At 72.5% G+C, this 15,516-nt stretch carries 11 protein-coding genes; 4 read left to right on the top strand and 7 right to left on the bottom strand.

Annotation, left to right across the window (positions count from 1 at the left end):
• The first annotated feature begins 90 nt into the window (after positions 1 to 90).
• A complete protein-coding gene (locus ACFWUQ_RS10280) occupies positions 91 to 1,725 on the top strand; it encodes an FAD-dependent oxidoreductase (RefSeq protein WP_384535524.1) in 1,635 nt (544 codons plus the stop codon).
• A 48-nt stretch (positions 1,726 to 1,773) separates the two neighbouring features.
• Here ACFWUQ_RS10280 and ACFWUQ_RS10285 read toward each other — a convergent pair whose 3' ends face one another.
• The 7 genes from ACFWUQ_RS10285 to ACFWUQ_RS10315 all read right to left on the bottom strand — a co-directional run bounded on the left by ACFWUQ_RS10285 (position 1,774) and on the right by ACFWUQ_RS10315 (position 11,179).
• Complete coding sequence (locus ACFWUQ_RS10285; protein ID WP_384535527.1) at positions 1,774 to 2,418, bottom strand: TetR/AcrR family transcriptional regulator; 645 nt, start codon at positions 2,416 to 2,418, stop codon at positions 1,774 to 1,776.
• 60 nt (positions 2,419 to 2,478) lie between these two features.
• Positions 2,479 to 4,536: a discoidin domain-containing protein gene (locus ACFWUQ_RS10290; protein ID WP_384535577.1), complete on the bottom strand. Its 2,058-nt coding sequence runs from the start codon at positions 4,534 to 4,536 to the stop codon at positions 2,479 to 2,481.
• A 272-nt stretch (positions 4,537 to 4,808) separates the two neighbouring features.
• Complete coding sequence (locus tag ACFWUQ_RS10295; protein ID WP_384535530.1) at positions 4,809 to 6,062, bottom strand: serine hydrolase domain-containing protein; 1,254 nt, start codon at positions 6,060 to 6,062, stop codon at positions 4,809 to 4,811.
• Between the two features lie 243 nt (positions 6,063 to 6,305).
• A complete protein-coding gene (locus ACFWUQ_RS10300; protein WP_384535533.1) occupies positions 6,306 to 7,262 on the bottom strand; it encodes an MASE1 domain-containing protein in 957 nt (318 codons plus the stop codon).
• 45 nt (positions 7,263 to 7,307) lie between these two features.
• Positions 7,308 to 8,141: a PP2C family protein-serine/threonine phosphatase gene (locus tag ACFWUQ_RS10305; protein ID WP_384535536.1), complete on the bottom strand. Its 834-nt coding sequence runs from the start codon at positions 8,139 to 8,141 to the stop codon at positions 7,308 to 7,310.
• Between the two features lie 151 nt (positions 8,142 to 8,292).
• Positions 8,293 to 8,703, bottom strand: a complete 411-nt coding sequence (locus ACFWUQ_RS10310) for a luciferase family protein (RefSeq protein WP_384535538.1) — start codon at positions 8,701 to 8,703, stop codon at positions 8,293 to 8,295.
• 199 nt (positions 8,704 to 8,902) lie between these two features.
• Positions 8,903 to 11,179 (bottom strand): endonuclease, encoded by a 2,277-nt coding sequence (locus tag ACFWUQ_RS10315; protein ID WP_384535541.1) that lies wholly within the window; start codon positions 11,177 to 11,179, stop codon positions 8,903 to 8,905.
• A gap of 317 nt (positions 11,180 to 11,496) precedes the next feature.
• Here ACFWUQ_RS10315 and ACFWUQ_RS10320 point away from each other — a divergent pair, with 317 nt between their 5' ends.
• From ACFWUQ_RS10320 to ACFWUQ_RS10330, 3 genes are all read left to right on the top strand, one after another.
• Positions 11,497 to 12,765: a ricin-type beta-trefoil lectin domain protein gene (locus ACFWUQ_RS10320; RefSeq protein WP_384535543.1), complete on the top strand. Its 1,269-nt coding sequence runs from the start codon at positions 11,497 to 11,499 to the stop codon at positions 12,763 to 12,765.
• A gap of 169 nt (positions 12,766 to 12,934) precedes the next feature.
• Positions 12,935 to 13,912, top strand: a complete 978-nt coding sequence (locus ACFWUQ_RS10325; RefSeq protein WP_384535546.1) for an SMP-30/gluconolactonase/LRE family protein — start codon at positions 12,935 to 12,937, stop codon at positions 13,910 to 13,912.
• A gap of 114 nt (positions 13,913 to 14,026) precedes the next feature.
• On the top strand, positions 14,027 to 15,472 hold the full coding sequence (locus ACFWUQ_RS10330) for a glyceraldehyde-3-phosphate dehydrogenase (RefSeq protein ID WP_384535548.1): 1,446 nt from the start codon (positions 14,027 to 14,029) through the stop codon (positions 15,470 to 15,472).
• The last annotated feature ends 44 nt before the right edge of the window (positions 15,473 to 15,516 follow it).

A 15,516-nucleotide genomic window follows, 5' to 3' on the forward strand; every position in this document is an offset into this window, starting at 1 on the left:
CGTTGTCCCGTAGTGCGATCGGCGCGAGAGGGGAGAACCATGCGGGTGAAGGAGCGAGGGAACACCCCTCGCACCGGGCATGGAAGACTCATGAAGGAAAACGTCGACCACCGCGTGCCGGTCCTCATCGTGGGCGGCTCACTGGTGGGCCTGTGCACCTCGCTCTTCCTGGGCCGCCACGGCATCAGGCACCTGCTGGTCGAGAAGCACGCGGGCACTTCGGTGCATCCGCGCGGACGCGGTATCAACCTACGGACGATGGAGCTGTTCCGGGTCGCGGGTGTGGAGGCGCGGATCCGGGAGGCCGCCTCCGTACTGGGCGACAACCACGGCATCCTCCAGGGCGGCTCCCTCACCGGCGACGACCAGGAGTGGCTCTTCGAAGAGATCGACCCCGGAGGCGCCCTGGCGCGCTTCAGCCCCTCGTCGTGGTGCCTGTGCAGTCAGAACGACATCGAGCCGGTCCTGATGTCCGTGACGCCGACCCTCGGCGCCGACCTGCGGTTCTCCACCGAACTGCTCTCCTTCGAACCCGACGAGCGCGGAGTGACCGCGCGGGTGAAGAACCGGGACACCGGCGAGCACAGCACCGTCCGCGCCGACTACCTCGTCGCCGCGGACGGACCGCGCAGCCCCGTCCGGGAGCAGCTGGGCATCGGCCAGAGCGGCTCGGGCGCCCTCTTCCACAACGTCAGCATCACCTTCCGCTCCCGCGGGCTGGCGGGGATCGTCGGCGACCGGCGCTTCATCGTGTGCTACCTGACGACACCGGACGCCGACGGCGCCCTGCTGCCGGTCGACAACGAGGAGCGGTGGGTCTTCCACGCCCCCTGGCACCCCGACAGCGGCGAGACCCTGGACGACTTCACCGACGAGCGCTGCGTCGAGCACATCCGCCGGGCGGTCGGCGCACCCGGCCTGGACGTCGAGATCACGGGCAGGGCGCCCTGGCACGCCGCGGAGCGGGTCGCGCGGCGGTACGGCGAGGGGCGGGTCTTCCTCGCCGGCGACTCCGCCCACGAGATGTCCCCCACGGGCGCGTTCGGCTCCAACACCGGCATCCAGGACGCGCACAACCTGGCCTGGAAGCTCGCCGCGGTGCTGGACGGTTCGGCGGGCCAGGGCCTGCTGGAGACCTACGAGTCCGAGCGCCTGCCGGTGGCGCGGGCCACGAGCGAGCGGGCCTCGGCCCGTTCGGCGGAGCACAGCCATCCGGGGTACGAGCCCGCTCCCGGCGCGCGCGGCGGCGGCCGGCCCGGCGGGGTCCTGTCCGTGGCCATGGGCTACCGCTACAACGAGGGAGCCGTCCTCGGGACCGATCCCGAACGGCCGGTCGTGCCGGACGGGCTGGACCTCTCGGGAGAACCGGGTACGCGGGCGCCGCACATGTGGCTCGACGCCGGCGGGGTCCGGAAGTCCACGGTCGACCTCTACGAGCGGTCCTTCGTCCTGCTCAGCTCGGAGGGCACCCCGTGGCGGGAGGCCGCGCGGAGCGTGGCCGCACAGCTGGGCGTACGGCTGGACGCGTACGCCGTCGGCGCCGGCCCGAAGGCCGACCTGATCGCGCGGGACGGGGCCGACTGGGCCGAGGTCCACGGCACCACCCCGGCCGGGGCGGTCCTGGTCCGCCCGGACGGATTCGTGGCCTGGCGGTCCCCGGGGGCCGTCGAGGACGCCGAAGCGGTGCTCCACGAGGTGCTGGCGGCGCTGCTGCACCGGTCCTGAGGGCGCGGCCGGGCCCGCCGGGCCCGTGCCCGCACCCGCGCCGGCCCGCTACGCGGTGGTCACCGCGGGTACCGCACCGGTGCCCGCGCGGTACCCCGGCTCCTCGCCGGCCAGGCCGGCGACGTGGTCCGTGATCAGGTCGAGGACGTCCGCCGGGGCCGTGGCGTTCCCGAGCACGAGGAAGCTCACCGTCAGGCCGTCGGTCATCGCGGCCAGATAGCGGGCCAGCACGGGCACGGGCACGCGCAGGTCGAGACCCATGGTCCGGCGGAGTTGCTCGATGAGCTCGGTGTAGGTGTCCGAGTACAGCTCGTACTGCCGCCGGGCCAGGTGCTCGAAGCCGGGCTGGCGCAGGGCGTACTGGGTCAGTTCGTACGTGAGCATGTGCTCACCGGGGTGCGCGACCACATGGTCCCAGTAGGCCTGGAAGCCGGCCCGGACGGTCTCCCGCAGGGTGGGCCTCGGCCGGATCGCCTCCCTCACCACGGTGACGTAGTGACCGGTGATCGCCGTGATCACCGATTCGAGCAGCTCCTGCTTGGAGTCGAAGCAGTAGTGGACGACGCTCAGCGACACGCCCGCCTCGGCGGCGATGGACCGGGTCGTCGTCCTCGCGACGCCGTCACGGGTCATCGCGCGGATCGCGGCCTCGGTCAGCTGCCGGCGCCGGTCCGCCGACGGCATACGTGCCATGGGTGCTCCGTTCCCTGCGGTGTCGGTCGTACGGGGCCCGGCCCCGGGTCCCGCCGCGCGTCAGCTGCTGTAGACGCCGACCTCGTGGAGGGAGTAGCCCCATTGGGTGCCGCGCTGGACTCCGTGGACGCGAACGTACCGGGCCGGCACACCGGTGAACAGCGCCGTGTCGAGACCGCCGTCGCCCGCTGCGGTGGACCACACCGACTGCCAGTTCGTGCCGTCGGCCGACAGCTCCACGCGGTACGCCTTCCCGTACGCGCGCTCCCAGTCGAGGGTGACCCGCTTGACCAGGCTCGGTGATCCGAGGTCGATCCGGAGCCACTGGTCGTCGCTCCAGTCGCTCGCCCAGCGGGAGCCGCCGTTGCCGTCCACGGCCCGGCCCGGCGCGTAGCTCGTGAACGGGTTCCACTCGGCGGAGCTCGCCGAGGCGGACGCACCGGCGGCGAGGTTCACACCGGCCCGGTGCTTCTCGGAACCGCCCCAGGTGGTGAGGTAGGACTCGGCGCCCTTGAACAGGTCGTCCACCACGCCCTGGCCGCCGACCAGTCGGACGTCCTCGATCCAGTCCGGGACCAGCCCGTAGTGCGAGGCCCCGTCGGTGTTGAGGTCCCAGGTGCGCACGCCGGTGGTCTGCTTGTCGATCACGGACCCGCCGTCGGTGCTGCGGAAGGGGTAGCGCACGGGGTTGGGGGTGTCGGCGCCCCGGGGGCCGGGCCAGCCGCCCACGCCGTTCATGTCGGTGCCGTACCCGTAGCCGACGCCGTACTTGTCGCGCAGCGCGTCGGTGCGCTTCGCCTCCGCGCTGAACGCCTCGGCGCCGCTCATGTACTGGGCGATGAAGCCGCCGAGACGGTAGACCCGCTCGGTCCAGTCGAGGTCCATCCAGCTGTGCGAGGAGATCACGCCGGGGTAGGACTCGGATTCGAGGATGTCGAAGGCCTGGCCCGCGGCCTTGACGCTCATGTGGTCGATCTCCAGCATCATCTTGCGTTTCATCATGCCCCGCACCGCGTACTCGCCGAGGCCGGTGAGGCCCCGGGTGTTGCACCGCGCGTCCGCCGCGTACGACGGGACGGACACGCCGGCCGGGAGCTCCTTCTGCGCCGCGGGCGCCGCCGCGATGCCGATGGGGTTGTCGTGCTGCGGACCGGTGCACTTCTCGGTCTGCCAGAAGGTGCCGGTCGACAGGAACTGGCCCACGTTGATCGCGGTGCCGAGCGCGCCCTGGTCGAAGCGCACCCCGCACAGGGCGTTGTCGAACTTGTGGCACAGGAACATGCTGCGCACACCCAGCTGGTGCAGCTCGTCCAGGCCGCGGTCGACATCGGCCTCGCTGCACTGCGCGATGTCCAGGATCTGCTTGCAGCCGAAGGGTTCGGAGGTCTCGACTCCGAGGACGACGGCCAGCTTCCCCTGCTGGACGACCTCCCGGGCCTGCGCCGAGTCGGTGACGATGCGGAACCAGCCCTTTCCGGGGCCGCCGTACATCTTGTCGATGTAGGCCTGCATGTCGTACGTCTTGCGCGCCTCCAGGCGGATGGCGGTCATCTCGTCGCAGCTGCGGTCCTTGAAGAAGTAGACCGAGCAGATCACGCCGTTGGTGACGAGGTCGTTGACGAGGACCCGCTGGCCGCCGCGCCAGGCCCGCTCGACCCACGCGTAGTAGTTCTGCTGGTGGGTCAGCGAGTCGTGCGCGGGCCAGTCCTTGAAGGTCGGCCAGCCGTCCGGGTCGTGCCTGCCGTCGCCGCCCTTGGTGATGAAGTCGAAGACCGCGAGCGAGCCGTCGGGGTAGTGCTCCGGGCAGTCCTTGAGCGCGTCGGCGACGCCCAGGTCGGAGAACGGCTTGCCGCAGATGAGCCGGCCGCCGAAGCCCTCGTTGGACATCAGGTGGTCGTGCGCGTCGACGAAGCCGCGCACTTTCCCCTGTGCGTCGGTCCCCTTGAAGGGCTCGCCGGTGACGTTGATGTCGGAGTCGGGCGCGGGCCGCGCGACCGGGTTCCACCAGCCGGGATCGGCCGCGGAGCTGGGCGCGGGGCCGAGCACCATGGCCACCACGGTGAGCAGGAACGACAGAACCGCTAGGTGTCTGAGCCTGTGGTGCGGGTGTCGGGTCATGGTCATCACTCACGTCTTCGGTCAGCGGATGGCGCGCGGTCGGGGATCGGGACCCGTCGCGGGGATCGGGACGACGACGCCGCACGAACGGCTGACTTGTCATGACCCGCGCAAACGATGGGACGAGAATCGCCACTGGCGGCATCGGAGTCAAGGGTCCGGGACAGGTGACCTGATGATGTATCAGTTTTTTCGGGGTGGACCGCGGCCGCCGCTGCGACCGGGTCCGGGCCCACCCGCGCGCCGCCCGGCGGCGCGCGGGTGGGCCGGGGTCAGCGGGCGCGCCGCTCGGGCAGGTCCATCTCGGCCGGGGCCGGCGCGACGGTGAACCCGCGCGCGGTGGCCGGCGCGGTCCGCCCGCCGCAGAACGCGGCTTCGAGCGTGCCGCCCAGGGCCGTGTTCGCCGTGCCCCGGTTCGAGGTGTTGGCCATGGCCGCGAGGCTGCGCCGGCCGTCCCGGGTGGCGAAGGCGTAGGTGTAGTAGCCCTGCACGGTGCCGGTGTGGCCGTAGACCGATGTGCCGCAGGACAGGTCGTAGCGGCGCAGGCCGAGCCCGTAGTGCCGGGTGTTCGTGCCGTCCGTCGGGCTCGTGGCGAGCATCGCGTCCAGCAACCGGGGAGAGAGCAGCCGACCGCCCAGCAGGGCGGACACGAAGGTGTTCAGATCGGCCGGACTGGAGATTACCGCCCCGGCGGTCTGGGCCCAGGAGGCCGTCTGCTCGGTGGAGTCGACCAGCGGGGCGCCGGCCTCGTCCGGGTGGAGGTAGCCGCGCGCGTGCAGCCCCCGGACGGCGGTGCGGGGGTGGACGTAGGAGGTGTCGCGCAGCTTCAACGGCTTGATGACGCGCCGCTGGTACTCCTCGGCCACCGGACGGCCGGTCGCCTTCTCGATGAGCATGCCGACGACGACGAAGTTGGTGTTGGAGTACTTGTACGCGGCCCCGGGCTCGGTGGTCCTCGGCTCGGCGAGCGAGAGCTCCACGAGTTCGCGGTAGCTGAACACCTTGTCGCGCACGGCCTCGAAGCCGGGCACGGTCCGCTCGAACATGGTGTTGGTGTAGTCGGCCAGCCCGCTGCGGTGGTTCAGCAGGTGGCGCACGGTGATGCGGTCGTCGGGCAGCAGCCCCGGCAGGTAGCGGTTGACGGGCGCGTCGAGCGCGATCTTCTTCTCGGCGACGAGCTGGAGCAGGACGACGGCGGAGAACGTCTTGCTGACACTGCCGATCCGGAAACGGGCCCGGGTGTCCATGGCGGCGCCGCTGCTCCGGTCACGGACACCGACGGCCTTGCTCAGGACGCCGCCGGGCCCGGTGTAGCGGGCCATGGCGCCCGGCGCCCCGGCGTCGGTCGTCTGACGCAGCGCCCGGATCAGGGCCTCGGGATCGGCGTGCGCCGGCGGCGCGCCGGGCCCGCCGGCGGCGGTGAGCGCGGAAGGGGCGGCGTGGGCCGCGGCGGCGGGCGCCGTCGCGGCCAGCAGGGACAGCAGGGCGGCGCTGACGGCCAACCGCCGGGTCACGGGCAGATGCACGGTGTTCCTCTGGTCAGGGGGTACGACACGGGGACGGCTCGGCGCGGACGGGGGTTGCCGGAGCGGAGCCGGTCGCACAGAGCGACCAAGATCTTACGGATACGTGACGGCTGGTCCGGCCGCTTTCGGAAGTCCCGGTGGATTCCCGGGCCGGGCGCACCGGACGGCGGTGCGGCCGCCGTCGCGGCGGACCGGCGGCCGGACCGCGGGACGTCGTGCCCGCGGCGTGCGCGCGCCGACGCGTCAGTTGCCCGGGCGGCCCGGGGCGAGCCGTTCCACCACCTCGGCCAGGTCCTCGCAGACCTGCTCGATCTTGCGCCGCATGTTGTTCTGCTCCGTGACGAGCGCCGCCAGCAGCAGGGCCGTCAGGGCCGCCGCGCCGTTGAGCGCCTGGAGGTTGACCATGATCTCGAAAAGGGTGTGCCGGGCGAACGGACCGGTGCGGTCGGTCGCCGCCGAGATGGCCAGGACGGACACCAGCAGGGCGCACGGCGCGCTCCCCGCGAGCTGGAAGCGCACGGCCGCCCAGGTCAGCAGCGGGAACACGAGGAAGAGCAGGGACAGGGTGCTGCTCCGGGTGGCCAGGAGGGTGACGGCCACGGCGGTGACCGCCAGGGCGGCCGCCTCGGCCGCCCGGTAGCCGTCGCGCGGCAGCCGGGCCCGGCGCAGGACGAGCAGGACCGGGGTCACCACGAGCACCCCCATGGCGTCGCCGGCCCACCAGGCCGCCCACACCGGCCAGAACCCGCTCAGCGTCAGGTCGCCGGTGAGGACCAGCATGAACGTCCCGACCGTGGCGCTGACCAGCATGGGCAGCAGACCTCCCAGGAAGACCAGGGCCAGGCCGTCGCGCAGCCGGTCCAGTCCGCCGCGGAAGTCCACCGCGCGCAGCAGCAGGTAGGCGCACACCGGGCCGAGGGTGTTCCCGGCGACGAGGACGGTGTCGGCGGGGTCGAAGGTGCTGATCCGCTCGATGGTGAAGTAGGTGCCGAGTGCGATCCCGGGCCAGACCCGGAGCCCCAGGCAGAGCAGCGCGGCCACGGCGATGCCCGTCGGCAGCCACAGGGGCGTGACCGCGGCCCCGTCGAGGACCACCTGCTGGAGCAGGCCGATCCACCCGGCCGCGAAGTAGGCGACGGCGACGGCGAGGATCAGCAGAAGAGTCACGGGCAGACGTCGCCATCCGTCGGTACGCACCACAGCATCAGACAACAGTCCCGCCGTCCGGGCGGACCGTGACACGCGCTACGCGGGGTCCGGCGGCCCCGCCGCGTCGTGGCCGAGCACGAGTACCGCCGCGTCGTCGGCGTGACCGGTCTCGTCCGCCACCTTCATCACCTCGGCGGCCAGCTCGTCGGGATCGGCGTCCACCGCCTTCCGGGCGATGTCCAGTACGCGCGCCAGCCCCACCTCTATCGGGAACGAGGGCCCCTCGACCACCCCGTCGGTGAGGAGGACGATCACCCCCGCCCGGGTCAGCCGCCGCCGGGTCACCGGATAGACCGCGTCCGGGAGCATGCCCAGAGGCAGGCCGCCGGCGTCCTCGGTCACCCCGTACCGGCCGTCGTCCGTGGCCCAGACCGTCGGTACGTGTCCGGCCCGGGCGGTTTCGAGCACCCGGCTCGCCGGGTCGTAGCGGAGCAGGGTGCAGGTCGCGAAGAGCTCGCGGTCCATCGAGAGCAGCACCTCGTTCGCCCGGCGCAGCACCTCGCCCGGGTCGACGACGACGCCGGCCACGGCGCGCAGCCCGACCCGGACCTGGCCCATGAAGGCCGCCGCCTCCACGTCGTGCCCCTGCACGTCGCCGATGGAGAACGCCAGCGCGTCGCCGGGGAGCCGGAAGCCGTCGTACCAGTCACCGCCGATGTCCAGCCCGTGCCGGGCGGGCGCGTACCGGGCCGCGGCCCGCAGGCCCGGCAGTCCCGGCAGGGAGGCGGGCAGCATCTCCCGCTGGAGCACCTCGGCCAGCTCCGCGCGGGCGCGCTGCAGCTCCACGCCCTCGCGCGCCTGGGCCGTGAGCCGCCCCAGGGTGCTGAGCAGGTCCTCGCTCGCCGCGCGAGCGGGACGACGCCGGGTCATGGACCGCTCCGAGATCCGTCCATGTGTCCCTGCTCCCGCCGCGAGAAGATCCGAGCTCATCATATTTCCGCTCGGCCGGGTACGCGCCCGTAGGCAGGCGTGAGGACGCCCTTCCGGCTGCCGCGGCCGGGGAACGCCCCCCGTGCGCGGCTCAGGCGCAGACGCCTCCGGGGACGGTGGTGACGCGGCTCAGGAGGTGGGTGCAGGGATCCGGCCGGGAGGCCGGCCGGCCGCCGCGCACCTCGGCCTCCGCCCGGGTGGCGGCCTGCAGCGCGGCGCTGACCAGGGTCGCCAGCAGGTCGATGTCGGAGCTGATGTCCAGCCGTACCGTCACCCAGTCGGACCCGGCGGGAAGGCGGATGGCGGTGGACCCGGCGAGTGCCGGTCGGAACTTCGTGATCATCGCCCGGGTCAGCCGGACGTCGGCCTCGTGTTCGCCGTGGAAGTGGACGATCTCCCGTGCACCGGCGTTCAGCCCGACTCCCGCACCGCACGCGGGGCGGCCCTCGGTGAGCGCGGACCATCTCATCAGCTGTTCACTGGCGTGCCGAGCTGTGTTCATGCCCCGAGCGTGCCCGGCCCGCGCCCTCCACCACAAGGGTCGCGACCTGATTCGGCCGCCGATTCGATCAGGTGCTCAGGTGCCCGCCGCCGCCGCTCCGCGACAGAAAGCGGAATGTTGCGGCACGCGCCGGCCCGCCGGGCCCGCGGGGGCGCTCACCGCCGCGGCCGCACCCGGGCTCCCGGAGTCCCCGGACCGCTCACGCGGCGGTCCAGGCGCCCGCGAAATCGATCCGCTCGGCCCACTCCGGGTGGTCTATCAGCGGATTGCGGTTGCCCTGCACCTCGGCTATCGCGGCGTTGCGGTGCAGCTCGTACGCGTTCACCGGCTGGTCGCGGTGCCAGTCCAGCAGCAGGCCGAGACGGTCGAGCGGGAGCTCGCCCGCCCGGTCCCCGATGAGCCCCGGGTAGCGGAGCAGGAAGTACAGGGTGGCCCTGGCGACGGGCCCCTTGCCCGCGAACGGCTCGAACTTCGCGGTCTCCCGGCGCCCGCAGGCGTGCCGGACCACCTCGTGCTCGTCCCGGAAGTCGAAGTAGGCGATGTTGCTGCGGAAGCTGTTGCAGTTCGTCTCGCAGGCGAAGAGGTGGTGCAGGTCGCCCCGCATGGGCTCCTTCTTCGTGAACCACGACTGGGGCACGACGTGTTCGCAGTTGAACGGGAGTGACGCCTCCAGCAGGTCGAGTTCGGCCTCGACCGCCTCCGGGCCGGGCACGCTCTCGCGGAGCATGAACTCCTGCCAGCGTCCGATCCGGGCGGCTTCCGCCGCCGCGTCGGCCGCCATCAGCTCCTCGGGGGTGAAGTCCTGGTCCGAGTAGATGCCGTGCAGCGTCTCGTCCGGGTGCAGGTCCACCCACGGGTAGAGCAGGCGCATCGGCTTGTACGACGGGCGGTGCGCGTGTGTGGATTCCAGCCGACCGGTCAGCGCGAGGCGCAGTCCCGCGGGGTCGGTGGTGCGGATTCCCGCGTAGTAGGTCTCGCGCGCGATCAGGTCCGCGGCCGCGTCGTAGTAGGGGCGGGACCGGGCGGCGGCGCGGTTGGCCAGGGCGGCGGCCAGGTCGCGCTCGGCGGGCGACTGGCCGTCGATGCGTCCGACGCCTGCCATCGCCCGGTCGTAGGAGGGGGCCGGCGGGCGGGTCCGGGACGCCGCCGCGGTGGACTCGGCCGCGGCCCGGGGCGGCGGTGCGCCGCCGTCGAGGCCGACGCTGATGCGCAGCGGGACGCTGAGGTGGACGACGCCCGTCGCGCCGCCCGGGTCGCCCGACCCGTTCCGGGCGGCGGCGCCGTACGCCGGGGCCGCGAGGTGCGGCGGGTAGGCGTGCCCGGCGGGTCCCCCGGCGCCGTCCGGCCGCTCTCCGCCGGTCCCCGGCCGGCCCGGCGGGACCGGCGGCGAGGGCTCCACGGGGTGCGGGGACGACCCGGCGGCGAGCAGCTCCGCGCGCAGCGCCGCCGGTCCGCCGGAGAGGGGGAACTGCTGGAGGGCGGCGACGATGCGGCTGACCCGGATGCCCTCGTTGGCCTTCCAGTCGATCCGGTGCTCGCCCATGCCCGGGTGCCACACGGACCCGTCGACGGCGAGGATGTTGCCGTCGCGGTCCTTGCGGGGAGCGCCGGCGTGGTGCAGTGCCACGACCTCCCACTGGTCGTTGCAGACCGGGGAGCCGGACGAGCCGCGGGCCGTGTCGGCGGCGTAGTGCACGAAGTCGTCCAGCAGGTCCACGATCCGGTTCTCCCGCAGGGCGAGCTGCTTGGGCTCGCCGTTGGGGTGCTGGATGATGTTGACGAGCTCGCCGATGACCGCTTTCCCCGTGGCCTCCTTGAGCGGCAGCCGCCCGAAGTCGGTCAGCGGGCGGCCGTCACGGGACCGGTCGGCGACCGCGACGACGGTGAAGTCGAGGTCGCGGTGGGTGACGAAGAAGCGCTCCGGTTCGAGCGCGAAGACGACCGGCATGAGGGGCTGCCCGTCCACGCCCGCCTGGAAGTTGAACTCGATGACGCCGGCGCCCGCCTCCTCGGCGGACTGCAGTACGTGGTTGTTCGTCATCAGCAGGGACGGGGACACCAGGAAGCCGGTCCCGTGGTGCGACGACGCGGGGCTGCGTACGGTCACGCGGCCGACCGAGCGGGCGGCGACGAAGCCGCCTTCGAGGAAGTCGACGCCGATCAGGTCGTTGCGGCCCATGAACCGTTCGAGCACGAGGAGGTCGGTGCTGACCCACTCGCGGTCCAGGTCCAGGCTGGTACCCGTGGTGGCGGTCTCCGGTGTCCGCTCCACGGCGGTGGCAAGGGCCCAGTCGACGCCCAGCCGGTCCAGCCTCTTGTTGACGCGCTCCGGTGTGTCGGCGTAGAGGATGCCGTGCCGCGCGAGCGTCTCCAGGTGACCCTCCCGCTCGGCGGTCCGGGTCGCGTACCGCCTGCCGGCGGCTTCCACCTGCTTCAGGAAATCCGTGGTGAGCTGTGACGCCTGGTCCACTGTCATCGGGGCTCGCCTCCTCGGCGGCGCGTGAGCGCTCAGGACCGCAATGCCTCCCGTCTTCCAGTATGGGCTCCGGTTGCGGGGGCCGCTCCTCCGTGCCCTGGCGGGCCCAGGAGTTGTTGCCGCGTCAATTTTTGAACGCTCTCCGAGCGGTCCGCTCCGAGCGGCGGTCGGCCGCGGCGCCGGGCCGAGCTGGACCGGGCTCTTGACAGCTCATTTGTTCACTTCTTAAATCACGTACTGAACTAAGTATTCCGCGACCGCGATCGGCATCCATCCCTCCTCTGCCGATTGACATGCCCATGTCTGTTAGGAGCGTTATGGTCTCCGCGCGCTCACCCCGGCGCCTGCTGCTGTCCCTCGTCTCCGTGCTCGCCCTCACGTCCCTGTCCACCGGACTCGCCACGGGGCTGCCCGCGCCGGGCACCCCCTCGCCGCAGGCCGCCGTCGCACCGGCCGCCGTCACGTTCTCGGACGACTTCGACGGACCCGCCGGGTCCGCCGTCGACGGCGGGAAGTGGCAGGTCGAGACGGGCGACAACGTCAACAACCACGAGCGGCAGTACTACACCGCCGGCGCCCGCAACGCCGCCCTCGACGGCCAGGGCCACCTGGTCATCACCGCCCGCCGGGAGAACCCGGGCAACTACCAGTGCTGGTACGGGCGATGCGAGTACACCTCCGCGCGGCTCAACACCGCCGGCCGGTTCACCACCACCTACGGCCGGGTCGAGGCCCGGATGAAGGTCCCGCGCGGACAGGGCATGTGGCCCGCGTTCTGGATGCTCGGCAACGATATCGGCCAGGTCGGCTGGCCCGCCTCGGGCGAGATCGACGTCATGGAGAACGTGGGCTTCGAACCCTCCACGGTCCACGGCACCCTGCACGGCCCCGGGTACTCCGGTTCCGGTGGCATCGGCGCCGGCTACACCCTCCCCGGCGGCCAGGCGTTCGCCGACGCCTTCCACACCTTCGCCGTCGACTGGAGCCCGAACGCGATCACCTGGTCGGTGGACGGCACCGTCTACCAGCGGCGGACGCCGGCCGACCTCGGCGGCCGCCCATGGGTGTTCGACAAGCCCTTCTTCCTCATCCTCAACCTCGCGGTCGGCGGCTACTGGCCGGGAGACCCCGACGGCAGCACGGTCTTCCCGCAGCAGCTGGTCGTCGACCACGTCCGCGTCACCACCGGCGAAGCCCCGGCGCCCGCCGGGCAGATCACGGGCATCGGCGGCAAGTGCGTGGACGTCGCGGGCGCCGGCACCGCCAACGGCACGGCCGTGCAGCTGTACGACTGCAACGGCACCGCCGCCCAGCGCTGGGAGAGCCGCGCCGACGGCACCCTGCGCGCGCTCGGCAAATGCCTGGACGTGGCGTCCGGCGGCACCGCGGACGGGACACCCGTGCAGTTGTGGGACTGCAACGGCACGGCCGCGCAGCAGTGGGCGCTGCCCGCCGCCCGGGACATCGTCAACCCGCAGGCGAACAAGTGCCTCGACGCCGCGGGCGGCGCCTCCGCCAACGGCACCCGGCTCCAGATCTGGACCTGCGTCGGCGCCGCGCAGCAGAAGTGGACGGTGACCCGCTGACCTGAACCGGCCCCACCGGCCCGCGCGTCCACGGACCCGGCCGCCCGGCCCCCCGGCGGCGGTGCAACCGCCGTGCGGATCAGGCCAGTCGGGCGGGGCGCGGCTCGCGCGGGGCGGGGTCGGCCCCGATACTGCACCGGGCGACCGGCCCGACCGCGGAGGGGAACCGATGAGGCTGACCGAGATGATCCACACCGCCGTACGGGCGGCACGCCGCGCCGCCCTGCCGGCCGTCGTGCTGGCCGCGGCGGCGAGCGCGCTCGCACCGGTCCCGGCCCGGGCGGCCCCGGCCTGCGCCACCACAACGGCCCCGCCGCCGGTCGAGGTGGCCCGCATCCCCGACTGGGTCGAGTCCATCGCCGTGGACCGGCGCGGACGGATGTTCGCGACCGCGTACTTCACCGGCCGGGTCTACCGGATCGACGCACCCGGCACCGCCCCGGTGGCCCTCACCGGCGACATCGGCGCCAACGGCGGGATCGTGGTGCGCGCCGACGGCAGCCTCCTCGTCGGCACGGGGAACGACCTCGCGCACTCGCTCACCGGCGACCTCCTGCCGCTGTCCGAGCTGCTGCGGATCGACCCCGAGTCGGGCGAGAGCACGACCTACGCCTCGGGCCTCGGCGGCATCGACGGCGTCGCCCTCGCGCCGGACGGCACCGTCTACACCACCACCCTGGGCGGCCGGAACATCGGCCGCGTCACCCCGGACGGGCGGGTGGACCCCGCCTGGGCGCGGGTGCGGCAGCCCAACGGCGTCGCGGTGTCCCCGGACGGGTCCGAGGTGTACGTCATCCAGACCAGCATCGCCCCCGGGCTGTACCGGATCCCCGTCGCAGACCCGGCCCACCCCGTGCGCTGGATCTCCGCCGGCCCGTCCGACGTCCTCGCCCTCCCCGACGGCCTCACCCTCGACGGCCGGGGGCGCCCGCTCATCAGCACCCACGCCGCCGGGCAGATCTGGCGGGCCGAGGGCGCGGGACTCTGCTCCGTCGCCTCCGGACTGCCCCTGTCCACCCAGATCACCTACGGGCACGGCGACCGGGGCTTCTCGGCCGGCAGGCTCTACCGGGCGGGCGTGGACGGCGGGATATACGAGGTGCCCGCCGGAGCCGAGGCGCCGACGGCCGTGCCCGGGGCCCCGTGAGGCGGGGCGGCCGCGGATCCCGGGCGCTGGTCGGCGCGCTGGACGGCACCGCCTGGAAGATCAAAAATCAGTCGGGTTAGCATATGAGCACCGACTAGCTCGAAAGATAAACCTGTGACTGTCAATGATGACTCGTTCACCAGCTGGAAGAATCGCGAGGAGATCGCGGAGTCGATGATCCCGATCATCGGGAAGCTGCACCGGGAGCGGGACGTCACGGTCCTGCTCCACAGCCGCTCCCTGGTGAACAAGTCAGTGGTCAGCATCCTCAAGACCCACCGATTCGCCCGGCAGATCGCCGGTGAGGAGCTCTCGGTCACCGAGACGCTGCCGTTCGTGCAGGCCCTGACCACGCTGGACCTGGGTCCCTCGCAGATCGACATCGGTATGCTCGCCGCGACGTACAAGGCGGACGACCGGGGTCTGTCGGTGGAGGCGTTCACCGCCGAGGCCGTCGCCGGCGCCACCGGCGCCAACAAGATCGAGCGCCGCGAGTCGCGCGACGTGGTCCTCTACGGGTTCGGCCGTATCGGCCGCCTGGTGGCCCGCCTCCTCATCGAGAAGGCCGGATCCGGCAACGGCCTGCGGCTGCGCGCCATCGTCGTGCGCCAGGGCGGTGACCAGGACCTGGTCAAGCGCGCCTCACTGCTGCGGCGCGACTCCATCCACGGCCAGTTCCAGGGCACGATCACCGTGGACGAGGCGAACAGCACGATCGTCGCCAACGGCCACGAGATCAAGGTCATCTACGCGGGCGACCCGTCCGAGGTCGACTACACGGCGTACGGCATCAAGAACGCCATCCTGATCGACAACACCGGCAAGTGGCGCGACCGCGCGGGTCTGTCCAAGCACCTGCGCCCGGGGATCGACAAGGTCGTCCTGACGGCGCCCGGCAAGGGCGACGTCCCCAACATCGTCCACGGCGTCAACCACGACACGGTCAAGCCCGACGAGCAGATCCTGTCCTGCGCGTCCTGCACGACCAACGCGATCGTCCCGCCGCTCAAGGCGATGGCCGACGAGTACGGCGTGCTGCGCGGTCACGTGGAGACCGTCCACTCGTTCACGAACGACCAGAACCTGCTGGACAACTACCACAGCTCGGACCGTCGCGGCCGCTCGGCGCCGCTCAACATGGTCATCACCGAGACCGGTGCCGCCTCCGCCGTGGCCAAGGCCCTCCCGGAGCTGAAGGCGCCGATCACCGGCAGCTCGATCCGGGTCCCGGTGCCGGACGTCTCCATCGCGATCCTCAGCCTGCGGCTCGGCCGCGAGACCACGCGCGAGGAGGTCCTCGACTACCTCCGCGACGTCTCGCTGACCTCGCCGCTCAAGCGCCAGATCGACTTCATCACCGCGCCCGACGCGGTGTCGAGCGACTTCATCGGCTCGCGCCACGCGTCGATCGTCGACGCCGGCGCCACCAAGGTCGACGGCGACAACGCGATCCTCTACCTCTGGTACGACAACGAGTTCGGCTACTCGTGCCAGGTGATCCGGGTCGTCCAGCACGTCTCCGGCGTGGAGTACCCGACCTACCCGGTGCCGGCCGTCTGATCCCGGCCCTCCGGTCCCCGCGGATCGCGAGAAGCGCCTGACCC

The organism is Streptomyces sp. NPDC058662 (assembly GCF_042716255.1).
Lineage (GTDB): Bacteria > Actinomycetota > Actinomycetes > Streptomycetales > Streptomycetaceae > Streptomyces.

Bases quoted from the DNA above. Each gene is read 5' to 3' on its own strand.
- ACFWUQ_RS10290 (WP_384535577.1), bottom strand. From the start codon at position 4,536: ATGACCCGACACCCGCACCACAGGCTCAGACACCTAGCGGTTCTGTCG.
- ACFWUQ_RS10280 (WP_384535524.1), top strand. From the start codon at position 91: ATGAAGGAAAACGTCGACCACCGCGTGCCGGTCCTCATCGTGGGCGGC.
- ACFWUQ_RS10285 (WP_384535527.1), bottom strand. From the start codon at position 2,418: ATGGCACGTATGCCGTCGGCGGACCGGCGCCGGCAGCTGACCGAGGCC.
- ACFWUQ_RS10325 (WP_384535546.1), top strand. From the start codon at position 12,935: ATGAGGCTGACCGAGATGATCCACACCGCCGTACGGGCGGCACGCCGC.
- ACFWUQ_RS10320 (WP_384535543.1), top strand. From the start codon at position 11,497: ATGGTCTCCGCGCGCTCACCCCGGCGCCTGCTGCTGTCCCTCGTCTCC.
- ACFWUQ_RS10310 (WP_384535538.1), bottom strand. From the start codon at position 8,703: ATGAACACAGCTCGGCACGCCAGTGAACAGCTGATGAGATGGTCCGCG.
- ACFWUQ_RS10315 (WP_384535541.1), bottom strand. From the start codon at position 11,179: ATGACAGTGGACCAGGCGTCACAGCTCACCACGGATTTCCTGAAGCAG.
- ACFWUQ_RS10305 (WP_384535536.1), bottom strand. From the start codon at position 8,141: ATGACCCGGCGTCGTCCCGCTCGCGCGGCGAGCGAGGACCTGCTCAGC.